Here is a 15,994-nt window from a genome sequence, read left to right as displayed (position 1 = left end):
AGGAGCGCCGCCCGATGAGCCTGCGTGTCATCCTGCGCATCCTGGGCCTGCTGCTGATGATGTTCAGCCTGACCATGGTGCCGCCGATCCTGATCTCGCTGCTGTTCGGCGATGGCGAGTGGAGCGCCTTCGTCATCGCCATTGCCATCACCGTGCTGACCGGACTGATCATCTACCTACCCAACCGACAGGCTCACAAGGAGCTGCGCACCCGCGACGGCTTCCTGATCGCGGCGCTGTTCTGGAGCGTGCTCGGGCTGTTCGGCTCGCTGCCGCTGATGTTGGCCGGCGAAGATGCCCTGGCCATCACCGATGCGGTCTTCGAATCGTTTTCGGGCCTGACCACGACCGGCGCCACGGTCGTCACCGGTATCCAACTGCTGCCCGAATCGGTGCTCTACTATCGTCAGCAGCTGCAATGGCTCGGCGGCATGGGGATCGTGGTCCTGGCGGTGGCGATCCTTCCCACCCTCGGGGTCGGCGGCATGGCGCTCTACCGCACCGAGATCCCGGGGCCGCTGAAGGATTCCAAGCTCACCCCGCGCATCACCGAGACGGCAAAGGCCCTTTGGTACATCTACGCGGCCCTGACCCTGACCTGTTTTCTGGCCTACATGGCCGCCGGCATGAGCTGGTTCGACGCCTTGGGCCACAGTTTCTCGACCGTGGCCATCGGCGGCTTCTCCACTTACGACACCAGCATCGGTCACTTCGACAGTGCCCTGATCGAGCTGATCTGCGTCGCCTTCCTGGTCGTCTCGGCGATGAGTTTCAGCCTGCACTTCCTGGCCTGGCGCGGGCGCCAGCTGCGTCACTACCTGCAGGATCCCGAGGCTCGTTTCCTTCTGCTGTTCCTCTCGGGACTCAGCTTGATCACCGTGGTGTCGCTATGGCTGACGGGTATCTACGAGACCGAATACGGCTTGCGCCACGGCTTGTTCCAGGCAGTCTCGATCGCCACCACCGCCGGCTTCGCCGTGGCCGATTTCTCGGTCTGGCCCGGGGCGCTGCCCTTCCTGCTGTTCGTGGCCGCCTTCGTCGGCGGCTGTTCCGGCTCCACCGGCGGCGGCATGAAGGTGATTCGCATCGTCCTGATTCTCAAGCAGGGCATGCGCGAGGTGATGCGACTGATCCATCCCAACGCGATCATCGCCGTCAAGGTGGGCAAGGTGAGCGTACCCGACGGCATCGCCCAGGCGGTATGGGGGTTCTTTTCAGCGTACCTGCTGCTGTTCTTCCTGATGCTGGTGGGAGTGATGGCCACCGGCGTGGATCAGGTCACCGCCTGGTCCACCGTGGCTTCCTGCCTCAACAACCTCGGCCCGGCCCTGGGCGAGGCGGCCGCCCATTACGCCGACCTGCCCGCGCTGGCAAAATGGATTCTGGTCATGGCGATGCTGCTGGGGCGTCTGGAGATCTTCACCGTGCTGGTCCTCTTCACCCCCGCCTTCTGGCGAAAGTGACGCGAGGCCGTCGTCGGGTTTGGTGCGCCGCCCGGCTTCGTGGATAATCGGCTCTTCACCCCTTGCGACCCGAGCGTTCATGACCGACTCCCAGGACTCCGTGACCGAGCCGCGCCAGGACGGCGCCTTCAGCGGCCCCCATCAAGTCGTCGAAGTGGGCGAGACCCGCTACACCCTGCTGGGTACCGCTCACGTTTCGGCCGAGAGCGCCGAAGACGTTCGCCGCCTGATTCGCTCCGGCGAGTTCGACGCCGTAGCCATCGAGCTGTGCGACGCACGCCACCATAACCTCAGTAATCCGGATGCCCTGGGCCAACTGGACCTGTTCGAGATTTTCCGCCAAGGCAAGGCCGGCATGGTGGCCGCCAACCTGGCGCTGGGGGCGTTCCAGCAGCGCGTGGCCGAACAGTCGGGCATCGAGCCCGGCGCCGAGATGCGCGCGGCCCTGGAGGAAACGCAACGGCGCGAACTGCCGCTGCTGCTGATCGACCGCGACGTAGGGATCACACTCAAGCGCATCTATCGCAACGTGCCGTGGTGGCAGCGCATGTCGCTGTTCACCGGCCTGCTCGGCAGCGTCATGTCACGCCAGGAGATCAAGCCCGAGGAGATCGAGCGGCTCAAGGAAGGTGACGTGCTGGAGTCGACCTTCAGCGAATTCGCCGCCGAGTCCGAGGCACTCTACGCGCCGCTCATCACCGAGCGCGATCGCTACATGGTGCTGCGCCTGGCGGAGCAGGCGCCGCCGGGGCGCTATCGCAACGTGCTGGTGGTGATCGGCGCCGGCCACATGAAGGGCATGGTCGAGCATTTCGGCACTCCGCTGCCCGCAGCCCCCGAACAGGAACGCCAAGCGCTGGAGCATGCCCCGCCGCCCTCCAAGCTGTGGCGCGCGATGCCCTGGCTGATCACCGCCTTGGTGATCACCGGCTTTGCGATCGGCTTTTCGCGCAACACCGAACTTGGCTGGCAGCTGGTCGCGGAGTGGTTCCTGATCAACGGCGTGCTCTCGGGAGTCGCTACCCTGGCGGCCCTGGCGCACCCGGTCACCGTGGTGGCCACGATGTTCGCCGCCCCGCTCACCTCGCTCAATCCCACCATCGGGGCCGGTTTCGTCGCCGCCGGGGTCGAGCTCTGGCTACGCAAGCCGAAGGTACGCGACTTCTCGACCCTGCGCCACGACGTCACCAAGCTAAAGGGCTGGTGGCGCAACCGGGTGTCGCGCACCTTGTTGGTATTCCTCTTTGCCACTCTGGGCTCCGCCGCCGGGACCTGGATCGCCGGCTTCCGCATCGCCGGGGCGTTGCTCGGTACCGGAGGCTGACGTGACCATCACCTGCATCGCCGATCTGCAGCGCCTGGCACGCCGCCGCGTGCCGAAGATGTTCTACGATTACGTCGACTCCGGGTCGTGGACCGAAAGCACCTATCGCGCCAACGAGGCGGACCTGGCGACCATCGGCCTGCGCCAGCGGGTCATGGTCGACATGGACAACCGCCGCCTGGCGACGCGCCTGCTCGGCGAGGAGGCCAGCATGCCGGTGGCCATCGCGCCCACCGGACTGACCGGGATGCAGCACGCCGACGGCGAGATCCTCGCCGCCCGCGCCGCCGAGCGCTTCGGCATTCCCTTCACCCTATCGACCATGAGCATCTGCTCCATCGAGGACGTCGCCGAGCACGTCTCGCGCCCGTTCTGGTTCCAGCTCTACGTGATGCGCGACCGCGATTACATCGGTCGCCTGATCGACCGCGCCCGCGCGGCGGGCTGCTCGGCACTGGTGCTCACCGCCGACCTGCAGATCCTCGGCCAGCGCCATAAGGACATTCGCAACGGGCTCTCCGTGCCGCCGAAGCCCACGCCGCGCAACCTGCTCGACCTGGCCACCAAGTGGCGCTGGTGCCTGGGCATGGCGCGCACCCGGCGGCACACCTTCGGCAATATCGCCGGCCACGTGAAGGACGCCACTAACCTGCGCGAACTCTCCGCCTGGACGGCGTCGCAGTTCGATCCCTCGCTGAGCTGGGACGACGTCAAGTGGATCAAGGAGCGCTGGGGCGGAAAGCTGGTGATCAAGGGCATCATGGAGCCGGAGGATGCCGAACTGGCGGTGGAGGCGGGCGCCGACGCCATCGTCGTTTCCAATCATGGCGGACGCCAGCTCGACGGCGCCAGCTCGTCGATCCAGGCGCTGCCTGACGTGGTCGCGGCGGTAGGGCAGCGCACCGAGGTGCACATGGATGGCGGCATCCGCTCGGGGCAGGACGTGCTCAAGGCCGTCGCCCTGGGCGCTCGCGGCGCGCATATCGGTCGCGCCTTCCTTTATGGGCTGGGCGCCATGGGCGAAGCGGGCGTCGACGAATGCCTGCGTATCATCCACAAGGAGCTCGATACCAGCCTGGCCCTGTGCGGCCTGCGCGACATCGCCGATGTGGATACCGGCGTCCTGCGCCCCGGCAGCTTCCCGACTCCGTCGCGGCCGGTCCACTCGGAGCGGCTGGCGGAAGTCGAAGTCGCGCGCTAGGGCTCCTTCGTCTTCCGGTTCCGGTCATCGCGTTCGGCCGTCGCCTCCCCGGCAAGAGCAAAGGCGTCGATGACCCGGGCTACCACCTTGCGCTCGTCGACCGGCAGCGCCAGATAACGCTGCAGCACCCGACGCTCCTCGATGCCGATCGAGGCATCCCAGCCGCTACGCGGCTCCCGTACCCGATAGCCTCCTTCATCGCCGAAGCGCAGCGACTGCGGATCGACCCCGAGCCATTCGGCAAGTACCTGCAGTTTCTCCTGCTGGGGCAACGTCTCGCCGCGCAGCCAGCGGCGCACGCCCTGCAGCGTAACGGGCTTGCCCCAGTAGCGTAGGTTGAACTCCCGCTCCAGCACGGCAGGGCGCGGTTCGTGGCCGGCGGCGCGCATGGCGGCGGCCAGCCTTTCGGCAAAGGCGGTCTTTTCGTTCATCGAGCGAATGTGCCGCGCACGCCACGCTCGCAGTTAAACCCCGGTTGAGCTAATATGGCAACCAATGGTTTACCTCTTTACGTCAGTGATCGTCTGCGTCTGTCGCCCGTCCGGTGACGATGTGAACCGAATGGCAGCCGCTCCTGCGCTGCCGCTACACGACAGGTATCCTCATGTCGGACTCGCTTCAAAAGGAACTCGATGCGAGCGTTGGTACGCTGCGGGACATCGACGATACCGGCGTCATCCAGCCCCACGGCGCCGTCGTCCTCGTCGAGCCGAATTGGCGTGCCATCTTCGCGGTCAGCGCCAATCTCGCCCGCTTCCTCGGCCTGCCACCGGCCAGGGCGCTCGAACTCACATCGCGCCAACTACTGGGAGACGCCGCCATCGACGCCTTGGCGGCTCCCCTTGCATCCCGTGCCGACTTTCGCCCGGCGATGACGCTGTCTCCCGCCGATCGCCCCGGCGCGCAAACGCGGCTGCACGTCGCGGCCCACGCCATCGACCGGGGTATCGTCCTTGAGCTGGAGCCGGTGACGCCGCCGTTCGACGATCTGCCACGAGCGGGTGTTCATTGGAGCGCGCGTATCGCCTCGGCCTCCACCGAACGCGAAGTGCTGACCGCGCTGACGCAGGCGCTGTGCTCGCTGACCGGCTTCGAGTCGATGGCGGCGTTCACGCTGGGCGGCGATGGACGGGCCAGGCGGGTCGCGCAGATCGGTGCTCCCGACATCGCCGGCGTGCCAGCGGCCTGCGCTGCGGCCGACGGGCCGGAATATGCCCATAGGGCTGGCGCGCCCCCCTGCTACCTGCTCGCCGATGCGAGCGCCGACCCCGTGCCCCTGCTGTACGTCGGAGTCGCGCCGGACCTGTCGCAGGCCTCGCTGCATCTGGCACCGGCGTTGCGTCAGCAGTGCCGGTCTCGTCACGTTCGCGCCGCCCTCACGCTGCGTCTCGACGAGGCCCGGCAATCCCTGGGGCTGGTCGTGTGCCAGGATCGCCAACCGCGCCATTTGGCGCCTGCGCTGCGTGATGTGCTGCTGCAGTTGGCCCAGGTCGCCGCGCAGCGCTGTGCACTGCTACGCGAGCGCCTATCGAGCCGGCGTCGACAGGACCTGCTCGGAGCCATGCCACGGTTCGGCCTTAGCCGCCCGTGCCGGCTGCCGATCGAGGCCATGCTCGCCGCCGGCACGGTCTGGATGCGCGAGTTCGGCGCCTGCGGTCTGGGACTAGTATATCAGGGAAAATGCCTGGGCCTCGGTCGGCGCCCTGCGGATGAGCAGCTGCAGCAAGTGGCGCGCCACCTCGACCAGCACGCGCCGGGCCGGGGCTGGGTCAGCCATACGCTCGACCGCTCGGAACTCGACGCTCTGCTGCCGCGGCCCGATGGGACCGGGAGCCTGCTGGCGGTGCCGCTGTATGGTCTCGCGGCCCCGTCCGGTTGGCTGATGTTGCTGCGGCATCGCTCCGGCCAATCCTGGTCGCAGCCCGACCTGGCGTTGGCCACCGAGCTTGGCCGGCTGCTCTCGTGCCATATCTCGGTCTGGCGGGCTCAGCGTCGCTGTCGCCGGCTCGGCGAGCGCAACGCCAGGCTTCGCCACCTGGCCAGCACCGATCCGGTAACGCGCGTGGCGAATCGCCATCGCATCGAGCAGATCCTGCACGAGCAGCTGCTTGTGGCTGAACGGAGCGGCTCGCCCTGCTCGCTGCTGCTGCTCGATATCGATCGCTTCAAGCGGATCAACGACGGCCACGGGCACGAGGTCGGCGACCGCGTGCTGCACCGGGTCGCAGAGCAGGTACAGACGCGCCTGCGCGCTTCGGATCATCTGGGGCGCTGGGGCGGCGAGGAGTTCGTGATCGTGGCGCCCGGCTGCGATCAGCCACAGGCGCTGGAACTGGCCGAGCGCCTGTGTGCCGAACTGGCTGCAACGTCCATCGCTCCCGTGGGCCGCGTCACGGCGAGCTTCGGTGTCGCGACCTGGCACTCAGGCGATACGCCGCGCCGGTTGGTGCAGCGCGGCGACCGGGCCATGTACCGCGCCAAGCAGGCCGGGCGTGCCTGCGTGCGGCTACAGGACGACGACGCCTGAGGCGCTCAGTCGGCGCGCCGTGCCAGTAGCCGCCGCATCGCCGGTGTCGGTGCCTCGAGCTTCTCGTAGCGGCGGCTGGCGGCGTAGCTGACGTTGAAGGCGTCGAAGTAATCGTCGAGCACCTGGGCCGCATGCATGTCGCCGCTCTGGCGCAGCAGCTCGGCGGCGACCTCGGCGGTGCACAGGTGTGCCTGTGAGGCGGGCTTGCGCAAGCGATATCGGGTCTGCCGCGTCGTGGCCAGCGGCAGTACCGGCAGGCGGTCGAGGTAGAGACTTTTGCGGAAAATGCGTCGCGCCTGGCGCCAGGTCCCATCGAGAAGAATGAAGACCGGCACCCTACCGGCGTGCTTCGCCGCATCGACCGTCGACATGCCGACCACACGGTCCGCATAGTCGGGCTGGTCGTCGGGAAAGATCACGAAGGGCGCGAAGCGAGGATTGTCGAGCAGGCTCAGCAAGCGCTCATCGGGGGCCGTGCGATACCAGGTGAAGACCTCTGTGTCGGGGAGCACATCGCCGATCAGACGCCCGGTATTGGTGGGCTTGTGGTGCTCGAGGGGATGCGTGATCAGCCACACCCGTGCCGCGCTCTCGGCATGCGCCTGATAGGGACAGAGACAGTTGAGCACCGGCAGGCGACACCCGGCACAACGCTCGGTGAAGCTGCCGCGCGCCTTGAACTCTCGCCGCGGCGGACGAGGATGCCCGGTGGCGGGGTCACGATCAATGAGCGTATCCGACATAGGGTCTGCCATGGGCCTGTGAAAAGCGGAAGGGGCGGCATTCTAGCACGCCGTACACTCAGCCAAGCAGCGTCTCCGGCACCCACAGCCGCCCTTCGCGTTTCCAGTGTCGAACCAGCGCCGGCACGCCCTTGCCGGCCGGCTGACTGAGGCGCGTCACCCCCGGCGGCGCCAGCGCCACCGCTTCGGGATCGACCAGCAGGCTGGGGGTTTCCAGCGGTACGCAATCGAGCAGTGAGGCGGCCGGCATCACGGCGAGCGAGGTGCCCACCACCAGCAGCAGGTCCGCCTCGGCAGCGATGTCGCAGGCCTCGGCAAAGTGCGGCACGCTCTCGCCGAACCACACCACGTCGGGGCGCAACTGGCTGCCCTTGTCGCATACGTCGCCCAGCTCGATGCCGCCGCGGGACAGGGGATAGCGCATGCGCGCGTCCACCGTGGAGCGCGCCTGGAGGATCTCGCCGTGCAGGTGCAGCACGTTGCGCGAGCCGGCGCGCTCGTGCAGGTCGTCAATGTTCTGGGTGATGATGCTGACACGAAAACCCTGGCGCTCCAGCGCCGCCAGCGCCTTGTGGGCGGCGTTGGGCCGCGCCCGGCGCACCTGCTCGCGTCGCTGGTTGTAGAATCGCAGCACCCGCTCGGGGTCGCGTCGCCAGGCCTGGGGGGTCGCCACTTCCTCGATGGGGTGCTCGGCCCACAGGCCATCGCCGGCGCGGAAGGTCTGGATACCGCTCTCGGCGCTGATACCGGAGCCGGTAAAGACCACCAGATGGGGACGCCTGTCGTCTGCCATAGGTCTCCTCACGTCATCGCGGTGCGTCCTGCCCCACCTTCGGCCCAGCCAGGAGCGCAACGCCGCGGCGCGCTCGCACCGTCGTTGCCTGGTGCCGCCTAGTAGACCAGGCCGTTCTCCTCGCCGGCACTGAAGCGCTGCTTGTTGCGATAGGGGTAGACGTCGATCACCCGCCCGTCGACGATGGCCTGCTGCAGCCCCTTCCAGTAGTCGGCATCGAACAACTCCGGGTGCAGCTCGTAGAAGAGCTTGCGCAACTTGGTGTCGGCGAACAGGAAGGGACCGAACTCCTCGGGGAAAATATCATTCGGGCCTACCGAGTACCAAGGCTCGCTCGAGAGTTCCTGCTCGGGATACATCGCCTCGGGGATATGGCGGAAATGACATTCGGTGAGGTAACACACCTCGTCGTAGTCGTAGAAGATCACCCGGCCGTGGCGGGTGACGCCGAAATTCTTCAGCAGCATGTCGCCGGGAAAGATGTTGGCCGCGGCCATCTGCTTGATGGCATTGCCGTAGTCCTTGAGCACTGCGCGGGTCTCGATGTCGCCACACTGCTCGAGGTAGAGGTTGAGCGGGGTCATCATGCGCTCGGTGTAGCAGTGCTTGATGATCACCTTGTCGCCCCTGAGCTGCACCGTGGAGGGGGCCACCTCCAGCAGGTGCTCGAGACACTCCGGCGCGAAGTGATCCTTGCGCGCGATGAAGTTGGAGAACTCCTGGGTGTCGGCCATGCGCCCGACCCGGTCGTGCCGCTTCACCAAGCGGTACTTCTCGCGCACGGTGTCGTGGCTCATCTCCTTGCTCGGATCGAAGCGGTCCTTGATGATCTTGAATACGGTGCGAAACGACGGCAACACGAACACCGCCATGACCATGCCGCGCACGCCCGGAGCGATGATGAACTGATCCTCACGCTTGGCCACCTGCCGGTTGAGAGCGCGAAAGAACTCGGTCTTGCCGTGCTTGAAGAAACCGATGGCCGAATAGAGCTCACCCGCCGGCTTGTCGGGCATGAGCTGCTGCAGGTAGTCGACGAACTCCCCCGGCACCTGTACCTCAACCTGAAAATAGGCCCGGGTGAAGGAGAAGATGATCGACACCTCGTCCGACTCGATCAGCACGGTGTCGAGATGCAGCCCCTCGCCCTGTTCGTGCAGGATCGGCAGGACCAGAGGCACCTGCTCGCCACCGCCGCGAATCCGTCCCACCAGGTAGGCGCCCTTGTTGCGATAGAACACGCTCTTGAGCAGCTCGACCTCGGCCTCCGGTGCCTCCAGGATCGCTCCAGGCAAATGCCCGCGGAGAAATTCGCCGCCCAGGCGTACGTCCCGTTCGAGATCCTCGAAGGGGGGCTCGAACGGGGCTTCGGCGAGCGCCCAGCGAATCGCCGAAGCCCAGTCGCCGGCCACCTGCCAGCGACGGCAGGGCTCGAGCCCCGAGTGGTGCGCCGCCCCGTCGCGCGAGCTGTAGACGAACATCCAGTCGTTGCGAATGTGGCGATGATGGAAGATCGAACAGAACAGCGAATTGAAATAGGTCTCGGCCAGTTCGTAGTCGAGCCGCTCGCTGATCAGCTCGGCGTAGTGATTGCGCGCCTCGCGCCAGCACTCGCAATGGGTCAGCTCGTCCTCGGACAGGGCGCGCCGGAGCCGTCCCAGCGTCTCCCCCACCTTCTCTTCGTAGAGATTGATGCGCTCGGCCGAGGCCTGCTGCGCTTCGCGCCAGGCGGCATCGCGGAAGCGCCGGCTGGCATCGGCGGTAATCTCCTTGAAACGGGTGCGATACTCGTCGAAGCCGTGCAGGATCGTGGCGGCCAGGCGGTAGGCGGGCGAATGCTTCATGTCAGGCTCCAGGCGTCGTAGACCTCAAGCTTCGCGGATTCATGCCGCCGGCGCGAGCCGACCATGGTGGAGCGTGCTGTAGTGGCACGACACGCCACCCGGCGGACATCGTCATGTTTTCATCATCGCGCTGTCGTCGGGCCGTCATGCCCGGCTGGCATCTTCGCTGCAAAGGCCCCATCGGAACGAGGATGCCATGCGAGTCTGTCTGGTCAGCGAAACCTGGTCACCCGATATCAACGGCGTCGCCCATACGCTCGACCAATTGAGCCAGGAGCTGCTGACGCGCGGCGTGGCACTGCAACTCATCCGTCCCACGCCTGCCAGGAAGACGCCAACCGCAGCACGCACACCGGGCATCCAGGCCGAGCTGCGCGTGCCCGGCTGTTCGGTGCCCGGTTATCGCGAGGTGCGCATCGGCATGCCCGCTACGCGTCGCATCCTGCATCTGTGGCGGAGGCAGCGTCCCGACGTGATCTACATCGCGACGCAGGGACCGTTGGGCTGGTCGGCACGGCGCGCGGCGCAACGTCTGTCGATACCGGTCGTGACCGGCTGGCATACCAACTTCGACCACTACTGCCGCGATTACGGCGCTCCCTGGCTGGCCCCGGCCCTGATGCGTGGCCTGCGCCACTTCCACAACGGCTGTCGGACCACACTGGTGCCCACTCGGCAGCAGGCGGCCGAACTCGCGCGCCAAGGATTCCAGCGGCTCGAGGTGATGGGCCGCGGCATCGACCATAAGCGCCTCGACCCGAGGCTTCGCAGTGCCGAGCTGCGCCGCAGTTGGGGGGTCGACGAGCACCGCCCGGTGGCGTTGCATGTCGGCCGACTGGCCGCGGAGAAGAATCTCTCGCTGCTGCGCGAGACCCTGCACGCCATGCGTGCCGCCAGGCCCGACATGGCGCAGGTGATCGTCGGCGATGGGCCGGCGCGACGCACTCTGGAGAAGGCGCTGCCCGACGTGCGCTTCACCGGTTTTATCTCGCCCGAAGCCTTGGCCCAGCACTACGCCAGCGCCGATCTATTCGTCTTTCCCTCGCTCTCCGAAACCTGGGGCAACGTGGTGCCGGAGGCCATGGCCAGCGGCCTGGCCGTGATCGCCTACCGTCATGCCGCCGCCGCCGAACTGATCGACAGCGGCGTCAACGGCGTGACCGTGCCCGCCGGTGATGCCGACGCATTTCGTGAAGCCGCGGTCGCGCTATGCCAACAGCCCGCCCGCTACGCCCAGATGGGCCGGGCCGCGCGCCAGCGCGCCCAGGCCTGCCGCTGGCCGGCCATCGCCGATACGTTCCTTTCCGTACTCGAACAGGCCCGGGAGGTGGAGCATGCGTCCACGCGCACTTGTCGTATTTGATCGGCTGGATCTACTGGAGTGGCGACTGTGCCAGCGCTTCGCCAACCTCAGTCTCTACTCGCCGTGGCTGGCGATCCTGCGCCTGGCCAGCCGCCTGGGCGACTGGCCGGTATGGGTAGCACTGATCCTCGCCCAGCCGCTGCTGCAGCCGGACACCGGCCTCGTCTACCTGATGCAGTACGCCGTGACTGGAGTAATTGCCATCGGCTTCTACCGCCTGATCAAGACCCGCCTGTGCCGGGAGCGCCCTTTCATCACCTTCGACAGTCTGATCCTGTGCGGCGAGCCGGCCCGCGACCGCTACAGCTTTCCCAGCGGGCACACCATGCACGCCGTGATGTTCTGCGTGATGACGGCGGCCCACGCTCCCTGGTTGCTGCCGTGGCTCGTGCCGCTGGCGCTGCTGATCGCCCTGTCGCGGGTCGGGCTCGGGCTGCATTACATCAGCGACGTCCTGGCCGGGGGCGCCATCGGCTACCTGTTCGGCCTGGCCAGCTTGACCCTGGCGGGTTGAAGGCGACGCTACCAGGGCAGCGCCTCGCCGTTGCTGTGCCAGAACCCGCCGCTGGTTTCCAGCGTCAGGGCCTCGATGCGTGCGGCGATACCGGCGGCGGCCTCCTCCGGCGGGATCAGCCCGCCGAAATTGACCATGCGCGTCTGCACATACCCCGGGTGCAACTGGGCCACGGCAATGCCCTTGGGCTTGAGATCCATGGCCAGCGCTTTGCCAAAGGCGTTCAGCGCCGCCTTCGAGGCCCGGTAACCATAGCGCCCGCCGGAGTCGTTGTCGGCGATGGAACCCATGCGGCTGGTGACGTTGGCGATCTTGCTGCCCGCACCGAGGTTATCCAGCAGCGCCTCGGACACGCGCAGCGGACCGTAGGCGTTGACCTCCATCTGCTCGCGAATCGAATCGAAGTCCAGTGAGCCCAGCGACTCGTCGCGCAGCAGGCCGGCATTGTTGATCAGCAGGTCCAGGCGGCGCCCCTCGAGCTGTGCGACGAGCCGGGCGACATCATCGGGCCGCGTCACGTCGACGCCCTCGATCATCTGCTCGGCGACCTCGGCGAGCTCAGGCGAGGACTCGCGACAAACCCCGATGACCCGCCAGCCCGCGTTGCGGTAATGACGCGCCAGGGCCAGGCCGATGCCGCGGTTGGCCCCCGTGATCAATACGCTGGAAGACATGTCGACTCCTCTGTCCTGGTTGGCTGTCTCGACGGTTCATCGTGTCGAAGGTTATGCACCAGTGTGGCGCTCGGCGTAGCGAGTTCAAGCGCTGATTCGGCACATATCCCTCAACGCAGCATTCGGCATATAATGGTTACCCAATGTAAACGCCCGCTCCTTCGGGCTCCTTCCCACCGATGCCCTGCCATCGAACAAGGATGCTGTAATGGCCAATCGCGCCCCTACCATCGCTCTCGTCGCCCTGGGCGGCGCCGCCGCCGGCTTCGTTGCCGGCTGGCAGTTGCCCGCCGTCATGACCGCCGACGCCGCACCGATCGACAGTGCCGTTGCGGAAGACACAGCGTACGCCACTCTGACCCTGGGCGAGCGCCTGCGCGGCGAGATCACCTCCGCCAGCGAGCTGAACGGCAAGGACGGGAGTCGCTTCGAGCGCTTCAGCCTGCCGCTCGAAGAGGGCACCCTCATCGAGATCGAACTCGGTGGCCCGCTGCAAGGTACGCTGACCCTGTACGACGATCACGAACAGATGCTCGCGACCAGCAGCGACCCGGCCTATTACGACGCGCCGAGGGCTTCGGCGCTGCGCCGGCGCATCGATGAGGGCGGCGACTATACGCTGATCGTCAGCGGCCATGACCTGCATAGCTACGGCCCCTTCACGCTGACCAGCCGTGAGATGGAGCTGATCGAAAGCGACACCCTGACCATGCCAATGCAGGCCGACGGCTGGCTGCAGGATGGCGCCGACAACTATACGGTTACCATCGAGGAAAGCGGCCTCTACCAGATCGAGATGCGCTCTAGCGATGTGGACGCCTTTCTGGTGCTGGAAGGCCCCAATGGTTACCGCCGCGAGGACGACGATAGCGCCGGCAACCTGGATGCGCGCATTGCCGACTTCCTCGAACCCGGCGAATACCGCCTGACGGCGCGCGCCGCCTACGCCGAAGGCAGCGGACTGTACACCCTCGAACTCGCCCCGCATGAATACGCCGATGCCGACGCGCTGCGCAACAGCGGCGAGCTGCGGCTCGACGAACCGCTGCAGGGCTGGCTGAGCGGCGACGCTCTGGTGTATCAGCTCGAGCTCGAGACCCGTTCGGCGGTCACCCTGGAGATGCTCTCCGACGACTTCGATTCCGTACTCGAACTGCAAGGCAACAACGTCTTCGCCAGCGACGACGATGGCGGTGAAGGGCTCAATGCGCGGCTCTACTACCCGCTGGAACCCGGCAGCTATACCGTGACGGCGCGCCACCACGGCGACGGCGGCAGTGGCCTGTTCGAGCTGCGGGCCAGCGCCGTCGAGATCGACGAGTTGCCGGAGAACGGCCAACTCGAGGTGGACCATCCCATCAGCGCCAGTCTGTTGCCGGGCGGCAGATCGATCTATGAGTTCCAGGTCGAACAGGCGGGCAACTATCACCTGGAAATGCGCTCCAACGACGTCGACTCCTACCTGGAGCTCGAGGGTGAAGGGGTCTTCCTCAGCGATGACGACAGCGCCGGTGATCTGAACGCGCGCATCAGTACCCACCTGGAACCCGGCGTCTACCGCGCCACCGCCCGCTCTTACGGCGGTAGCGACAGCGGCGCCTATACGCTGAGCCTGAGCAGCGAATAAACCTCCGACACTTGCTGGTTAACGTTCCGTTCCTGCACGGAGTCGCGGGAACGGTTTCAGCCGCGCCGCTGCCGGCGGTCGACGAACAGGCTGTTGCCGGAGTGGCGCTTCGCCTGCTGCTTGAGCTCGGAGAGGTCCTCGGCGATGGCCAGCGGATCGCCGCCCTGGCCATTCGCCACCGGGCGAGCCGCAAGCGACAGGCTGACGAAGGGATGGAAGGTCATGCGCCCCCGCCGGTTCTCGATGCGCACGCCGCCGGCACGCCGATCCGAGGCATCATAGAAACCCGGCGCCATGGCGCCGAACGCGTCGAGCACGTGGTGGCACACCCGCTCCCAGTCATGCCCCGCGAGAAGCAGCATAAAATCGTCGCCACCGATATGGCCGACGAAATCCCCCCGTCCCGTTTCCTCACCGAGCAACTGCGCTAGCGCCACGATCATGCGATCGCCACGGGCGTAGCCATAGGCGTCGTTGTAGGCCTTGAAATTGTCCAGGTCGCAATAGACGGCCGTGAACGCCGCACCGCTCTCCAACCATTCGCCAAGCGTCTCGTTGATCAACAGGTTGCCGGGCAGCCCGGTCAAGGGATTGGCGTGCCGCGCCTGGCGAACCTGGATCGCGGTGATCTCGCGCAACAGGTCGACGATGGTACCCATGCCCTGGTAGCGCCCATCGCGGTCGACGATCACGAAATCCTCCTGCTGCACGTCCCGGCTATCGGTCACCTGCTGACTGAGCGTGGCCAGCGGCGTCTCGTCGACGGCAATCAGCATCGCCTCGTCGACCAGTTCGTGTACCCGGCGCCTGGCGAAGAGGGCATGGCTGTAGGGGTTGGTGAACAGCGTCAGGAAAGCGTTGCGACGCACCACGCCCAACGGACGTCCCTCGTCGACCACCGCCACGCAGCGCAGCGCCGGATCGGCCCGAAAGCGCTCCGCCAGGTTGAGCACCGGCAGTTCCGGCGCTATCGGCGGCAAGGGCCGAAGAATGGCGCGGGCGCTGCGCATCGCTTCGTGACGCAGCGGTGCGCCGCTGGGCAGGAGGCGTTCTACGACCCGCGGCGGTGCCAGGCTCGGCCGGGCGAAATAATAGCCCTGCAGCAGCGCCAGGCTGCGATCCAGCTCCCACAGGCAGCGATATTCCTCGACAGTCTCGATACCTTCGGCGATGAGCTGACAACCCAGGCTGCGCGCGACATCGAGGATCGAGCGCAGGAACTCACGCTTGCCGGGCTCACGGTCGATACTCGACACGAAGTGACGATCCAGCTTGACGAAATCGGGGCGCAGCTCGGCCCAGTGACGCAGGCTGGAATGGCCGGCCCCCAGGTCGTCCAGCGCCACCTGAAAGCCCATGTCGCGATAGTGCGCGACCGCCTGACGCATCAACGCATAATCCTGGATCGGCACGTGCTCGGTCAGCTCAATCACTACCCGGTTGGGCGTCAGTCCGAACTCGCTCAGGAAACCCAACGTCAAGCCTTCGCGAAAGTCGCGCTCGACGATGGTCGATGGCATCACGTTGAGGAACAGTCGGCCGGGCAGGTCGAGCTGCGTGAAGGCCCGAATCGCCAGGCGTCGACACAGCAGGTCGAGCTCCACCAGCCGTCCCGCCGCCATGGCCACGTCGAACAGACGACGCGGCGAGTGTAGTGACGAATCCGCCGGACCGCGGATCAACGCCTCGTAGCCATGCACGCGCTGTCGCGCCACATCGATGATCGGCTGGAAATAGGGCGTGAGACTTTCATTCTCGATGATCGTCCTGAGCTCTTGCGCCTCCTGGGAGGTCATGATGATTCCTTCGATTCCCGTTACAGGGGTAACAATGCGACATCCTCGTGACAACGGCGTGACACGTCGCACCAGGCCCGGCCGGCCTGTCCGGCTGCTGGGCTGCTACGCTGTGACAGGAATCG

The 15,994-nt window shown here is 66.5% G+C and carries 13 protein-coding genes; 7 read left to right on the top strand and 6 right to left on the bottom strand.

Annotated features, from left to right (window positions below):
- Positions 1-14: 14 nt before the first annotated feature.
- From CYJ07_RS14785 to CYJ07_RS14775, 3 genes are all read left to right on the top strand, one after another.
- Positions 15-1,463 (top strand): TrkH family potassium uptake protein, encoded by a 1,449-nt coding sequence (locus tag CYJ07_RS14785; protein ID WP_104204478.1) that lies wholly within the window; start codon positions 15-17, stop codon positions 1,461-1,463.
- Positions 1,464-1,542: 79 nt separating this feature from the next.
- Positions 1,543-2,787, top strand: coding sequence for a TraB/GumN family protein (locus CYJ07_RS14780; RefSeq protein WP_104204477.1), 1,245 nt, complete (start codon positions 1,543-1,545; stop codon positions 2,785-2,787).
- Position 2,788: 1 nt separating this feature from the next.
- Positions 2,789-3,988, top strand: coding sequence for an alpha-hydroxy acid oxidase (locus CYJ07_RS14775; RefSeq protein ID WP_104204476.1), 1,200 nt, complete (start codon positions 2,789-2,791; stop codon positions 3,986-3,988).
- Here CYJ07_RS14775 and CYJ07_RS14770 read toward each other — a convergent pair.
- On the bottom strand, positions 3,985-4,419 hold the full coding sequence (locus tag CYJ07_RS14770) for a transcriptional regulator (RefSeq protein WP_104204475.1): 435 nt from the start codon (positions 4,417-4,419) through the stop codon (positions 3,985-3,987). The two genes, CYJ07_RS14775 and CYJ07_RS14770, sit on opposite strands and share 4 nt — an antisense overlap.
- A 173-nt stretch (positions 4,420-4,592) precedes the next feature.
- On the opposite strand from CYJ07_RS14770, the gene CYJ07_RS14765 reads away from it, so the two are divergent.
- The gene (locus CYJ07_RS14765; RefSeq protein WP_104204474.1) at positions 4,593-6,515 is read left to right on the top strand and encodes a sensor domain-containing diguanylate cyclase; all 1,923 of its coding nucleotides are present in this window, start codon (positions 4,593-4,595) and stop codon (positions 6,513-6,515) included.
- Positions 6,516-6,520: 5 nt separating this feature from the next.
- Here CYJ07_RS14765 and CYJ07_RS14760 read toward each other — a convergent pair whose 3' ends face one another.
- The 3 genes from CYJ07_RS14760 to aceK form a co-directional block, all read right to left on the bottom strand.
- Positions 6,521-7,258: a tRNA-uridine aminocarboxypropyltransferase gene (locus tag CYJ07_RS14760; RefSeq protein WP_422666968.1), complete on the bottom strand. Its 738-nt coding sequence runs from the start codon at positions 7,256-7,258 to the stop codon at positions 6,521-6,523.
- A gap of 58 nt (positions 7,259-7,316) precedes the next feature.
- The gene (locus tag CYJ07_RS14755; protein ID WP_104204472.1) at positions 7,317-8,051 is read right to left on the bottom strand and encodes an SIR2 family NAD-dependent protein deacylase; all 735 of its coding nucleotides are present in this window, start codon (positions 8,049-8,051) and stop codon (positions 7,317-7,319) included.
- Positions 8,052-8,149: 98 nt separating this feature from the next.
- Complete coding sequence (aceK, locus tag CYJ07_RS14750; RefSeq protein ID WP_104204471.1) at positions 8,150-9,895, bottom strand: bifunctional isocitrate dehydrogenase kinase/phosphatase; 1,746 nt, start codon at positions 9,893-9,895, stop codon at positions 8,150-8,152.
- A gap of 196 nt (positions 9,896-10,091) precedes the next feature.
- Here aceK and CYJ07_RS14745 point away from each other — a divergent pair, with 196 nt between their 5' ends.
- Both CYJ07_RS14745 and CYJ07_RS14740 read left to right on the top strand, forming a co-directional pair.
- A complete protein-coding gene (locus CYJ07_RS14745; RefSeq protein ID WP_104204470.1) occupies positions 10,092-11,258 on the top strand; it encodes a glycosyltransferase family 4 protein in 1,167 nt (388 codons plus the stop codon).
- A complete protein-coding gene (locus tag CYJ07_RS14740) occupies positions 11,230-11,772 on the top strand; it encodes a phosphatase PAP2 family protein (protein ID WP_104204469.1) in 543 nt (180 codons plus the stop codon). Before CYJ07_RS14745 ends, CYJ07_RS14740 begins: the two co-directional genes overlap by 29 nt.
- Before the next feature lie 8 nt (positions 11,773-11,780).
- On the opposite strand, the gene CYJ07_RS14735 is transcribed toward CYJ07_RS14740, so the two are convergent.
- Complete coding sequence (locus CYJ07_RS14735) at positions 11,781-12,446, bottom strand: SDR family oxidoreductase (protein ID WP_104204468.1); 666 nt, start codon at positions 12,444-12,446, stop codon at positions 11,781-11,783.
- 208 nt (positions 12,447-12,654) lie between these two features.
- Between CYJ07_RS14735 and CYJ07_RS14730 the strand changes: the two genes are divergently transcribed.
- Positions 12,655-14,073 carry a hypothetical protein gene (locus CYJ07_RS14730; protein ID WP_104204467.1) on the top strand — a complete coding sequence of 473 codons (1,419 nt, stop codon included), beginning with the start codon at positions 12,655-12,657 and terminating at the stop codon, positions 14,071-14,073.
- Positions 14,074-14,129: 56 nt separating this feature from the next.
- On the opposite strand, the gene CYJ07_RS14725 is transcribed toward CYJ07_RS14730, so the two are convergent.
- Positions 14,130-15,869 carry a bifunctional diguanylate cyclase/phosphodiesterase gene (locus CYJ07_RS14725; RefSeq protein ID WP_104204466.1) on the bottom strand — a complete coding sequence of 580 codons (1,740 nt, stop codon included), beginning with the start codon at positions 15,867-15,869 and terminating at the stop codon, positions 14,130-14,132.
- Positions 15,870-15,994: the final 125 nt, after the last annotated feature.

It is taken from the genome of Billgrantia saliphila (assembly GCF_002930105.1).
In the GTDB taxonomy this organism is placed as follows: domain Bacteria; phylum Pseudomonadota; class Gammaproteobacteria; order Pseudomonadales; family Halomonadaceae; genus Halomonas; species Halomonas saliphila.
Note: the sequence above shows the minus strand (reverse complement) of the source record. Positions and strands in the feature narration are given on the sequence as shown.